Below are 3,730 nucleotides of genomic sequence, written 5' to 3'. Positions count from 1 at the left end.
GGGCGTCGCCGCCGGCGGGACGCTGGGTGCAGGCCGCGCCGGGGCCGCGGACGCCGCGGGCGCAGGCGCCTGGGGGGCGGCGGGCGCCGGGCGCAGCCAGCGCCGCAGGCAGGCATCGAGCTGCTCGCGCGCCACCGGTTTGGACAGGTAGTCGTCCATGCCCGCGTCCAGGCAGCGCTGGCGGTCGCCGGCCATGACGTTGGCGGTCATGGCCACGATCGGCAGGCGCCGGCCGCCGCGCACCGCTTCCTGCTCGCGCCAGCGCCGGGTGGCGCTGTAGCCGTCCAGCACCGGCATCTGGCAGTCCATGAAAACCAGGTCGTACTCGGCCGCGGCCAGGCGCGCCAGCGCGGCCTCGCCATTGGTCGCGGTGTCGCAGGCGTAGCCCAGCACCGACAGCAGCTTCTGCGCCACCAGCAGGTTGACGGGGTTGTCCTCCACCAGCAGCAGGCGCGCCGCATGCACCGGCGCCGGTCCGGCCGCCGGCGCGGGAGATGCAGGCGGGGCAGGGGGCGCAGCCGGGGTTTCCGGTACCTGCGGTGCCGGGCCCGGCTCGGCGCCGGCCAGCCCGCCGCCGGCCAGCGCGCCGGGGGTGTCGTCGTCGCCGCCCGGGGCGGTGTCGGCGGCCGTGCCCGCACCATCGCCGGCCGGTTCCTGCAGCGCGGCGCGCAGCTCGGCGTCCGCCGCCATCCGCGGCACCAGCTCGGCGCCCTCGCGCAGTTCCCCCGGCACCTCCGCGCCGTACAGCCACAGCAGGCGGATGCCGGCGTAGGCCGGGGTCCGGGCCAGCGCCCGGTACAGGGCGCGCGCGCTGTGGCGCAGGCCGTCGTGGTCGGCCAGGACCGCGACGTAGGCGCCGCGTGCCTGGCGCGGGAGGGCATCGCCGCGCAGCCGTTCCAGCGCTTCCTGCGGCGATTCGACCGCGTCCACGGCGTAGCCCCACGGTGGCAGCAGCAGGCCCATGCGCTGGCGCAGGCGCACGTCCGGGCTGACCACCAGCACCTGGCGCAGTTCTGCGCCACCGGTCTCGCCGCGCTGCAGGTCGCCGACCACCTTCAGCAGCGGGATCTCGAACCAGAAGGTGGAGCCGCGGCTGGGCTCGGATTCCACCCCGATGCGTCCGCCCATCAGGTCGACGATGCGCTTGCAGATGGCCAGGCCCAGGCCAGTGCCGCCGTACAGGCGGGTGGTGGAGGCGTCGGCCTGGCTGAAGGCACGGAACAGGCGCGCCTGGATGTCCGGGTCGATGCCGATGCCGGTGTCGCGCACCTCGAAGCGCAGCAGGTGCTGCGCCGGGGTCTCGCCCAGCCGGCGCACGGCCAGGGTGACCCCGCCGCGCTCGGTGAACTTGACCGCGTTGCCGACCAGGTTGCCCAGCACCTGGCGCAGCCGCACCGGGTCGCCGCGCACCGGCAGGCGCACGTTGGGGTCGATCTCCAGCTCCAGCCGCAGGCCCTTGTCCTCGGCCGGGCGGCGCATCAGCTGCAGCATCGCCTCCAGCGGCTCGCGCAGGTTGAAGGTGGTGATCTCCAGCTCAAGCCGGTTCGCCTCCAGCTTGGAGTAATCGAGGATGTCGTCGACGATCCGCAGCAGCTGCAGCGAGGACTCGTGCGCGGTGCGCAGCATCTGCCGCTGGTCCTCGGCCAGGGTGCCGTGCCCGATCAGGTCCAGCATCGGGATGATGCCGTTGAGAGGGGTGCGGATCTCGTGGCTCATGGTGGCCAGGAACTCGCCCTTGGCCAGGGCCGCGGCTTCGGCCGCCTGCTTGGCCTGCAGCAGCTGCTGCTCGAGCTTGTCGTGGCGCTGCAGCTCGCGCTGCAGCTGGTTGCGCTCGTGCTCGGCCGTGGCCGCGCGCGCCAGCGCCGTGTCCAGCACCGCCGCGGTGCGGCGGGTGGCGAACAGGGGCACCAGCGCGGCCACCAGCCCGGCCAGCGCCAGGCCGCCGGCCAGCGCCATCCAGGGCCCGGGGATCCCGGCCAGTGCCAGGGCCAGGGCCAGCAACGCCGCTGCCATCGCGCCTGCGGCGGCAGCCGGCCACGGGCTGCGGGAGGCGGGCGCGGCCATGGCTAGAGCACCGCGTTCTGGAAGTCGAAGTCGAGCTCGCTACCTACCGAGCTGACCAGGTTGCCCTGCACGAAGTCGATGCCGGCCATCCACATCGCCGCGGCGGCCTGCGGATCCTCGATCTGCTGGCCGACCACCAGCAGGCCGAAGCCATGGGCCTTGTCGATGGTGGCGCGCAGCTGGTCGCGCAGGCCCTGGTCGGTGTGCGCGCCGGCGAAGCGCCCGGCCATGCGCACGTAGCCCAGCGGCAGCTGGCCCAGCAGCGCCTCGGCCTCCGGGCCGGGCTCGTACTGGCTGAGGCAGAACTGCACGCCGGCCTCCACCAGGCGGCGGCAGAACGGGGCGAGGGCCACGCAGTGGACCAGGGCGTCGGCCAGGCGCAGGTCGATGATCACCGCGCCACCGTCGATGGCGCGCGCGCCGATCGCCTGCAGCAGCCAGTCGGCGTAGGCCTCGCGGGTGAGCGTGCGCGGCGACTGCGAGACGAACAGCTGCAGCGGGTTGCCCTCGCGCGCGCGGCGCGCGATCAGGTCCAGCGCGTGCTCCATCACCTGCTGGTCCAGGTCGGTGATGCGGCCGCTGGCCTCCGCCGTGGGCACCACCTGGCCGGCCGACAGCACCGTGCCGTCGGCCTGGCGCAGGCGCATCAGCACCTGGTATCGGGCCTGTTCGCTGCCGGCCACCGCCACCACCGGCTGGTAGGCCAGTTCGATCTCGCCTTCCAGCAGGGCCAGCTGTTCCTGTGCCTCCTGGGTGCTGGGCGGCACGTAGCCGCACACGCCCTCCGGCAGCAGGCGCGCCTGCAGCGCGGCGCGCTCGGTCGCCTCCAGCGCGGCGGTGGCGTGCTCGAAGCCGCCGGGCAGGGCGGCGTGGCCGACCGCGCTGCGCAGCTGCAGCGGCTCGCCCTCGCGCACCTGGAAGGTTTCGGTGGCCAGGCGCGCGCGCATCTCCGCGGCGATCGCCTGCAGCTGGTCCGGGACCGCGTCGCGGACCAGCGCCAGGAAGCTGTTGTCGTTCAGGCGCGCCAGCGGCGCCGGCGCCACGATCAGCGCCAGGCGGCGGCCGGCCTCGGCCATCAGCCGCTCGAACGCGGCGTAGCCGAAGCGCTCGCGCAGGCTCAGCGCGCCGGCGACCTCGACGAAGAACAGGCCGGCGGTGGCGCCGGCGGCAAGCATCTCCTCCACCTGCTGCAGCAGCCAGCTGCGGGTGGCCAGGCCGGTGTCCGGGTGGCTGCGCAGGGTCGGCACCGCGATCGCCGGCGCGGCCGCGGCCTCGCGCTGCGCGCGCCGGCGCTGGATGCGGTTGGCCACCGCGGCGATCAGGTGGCGCGGACGCACCGGCTTGACCAGGCAATCGTCGGCGCCGGCTTCCAGCACCTCGAACTGCAGGTCCGGGTCCGGTTCGCCGGTGAGGAACACGATCGGCAGCAGCTGGCAGCCGGGCTGCTGGCGCACCAGGGTGGTCAGGCGGCGGCCGTCCACGCCCGGCAGGTGCAGGTCCATCAGGATCAGGTCCGGCTCGAACCGGGTGATCGCCTCGATCAGGCCCTCCGGCTGCATCAGCACCTCGGCCTGCATGCCGGCGCCGTGCAGCACGCTCTGCGCGAACAGCGCCTGCGGACGGTCGTCCTCGACCACCAGGATGCGGTACGGGGCCTCTTCGCCGG

The 3,730-nt window shown here is 74.7% G+C and carries 2 protein-coding genes; both read right to left on the bottom strand.

What is annotated here, in order from left to right:
• A partial coding sequence (locus B351_RS16530) for an ATP-binding protein (RefSeq protein ID WP_019398647.1) occupies window positions 1-2,064 on the bottom strand: 2,064 nt, incomplete at its 3' end.
• A 2-nt stretch (window positions 2,065-2,066) separates the two neighbouring features.
• A partial coding sequence (locus B351_RS0108670) for an EAL domain-containing protein (protein ID WP_019398646.1) occupies window positions 2,067-3,730 on the bottom strand: 1,664 nt, incomplete at its 5' end.

Source organism: Pseudoxanthomonas sp. GW2, assembly GCF_000283075.1.
GTDB lineage: Bacteria > Pseudomonadota > Gammaproteobacteria > Xanthomonadales > Xanthomonadaceae > Pseudoxanthomonas.
Note: the sequence above shows the minus strand (reverse complement) of the source record. Positions and strands in the feature narration are given on the sequence as shown.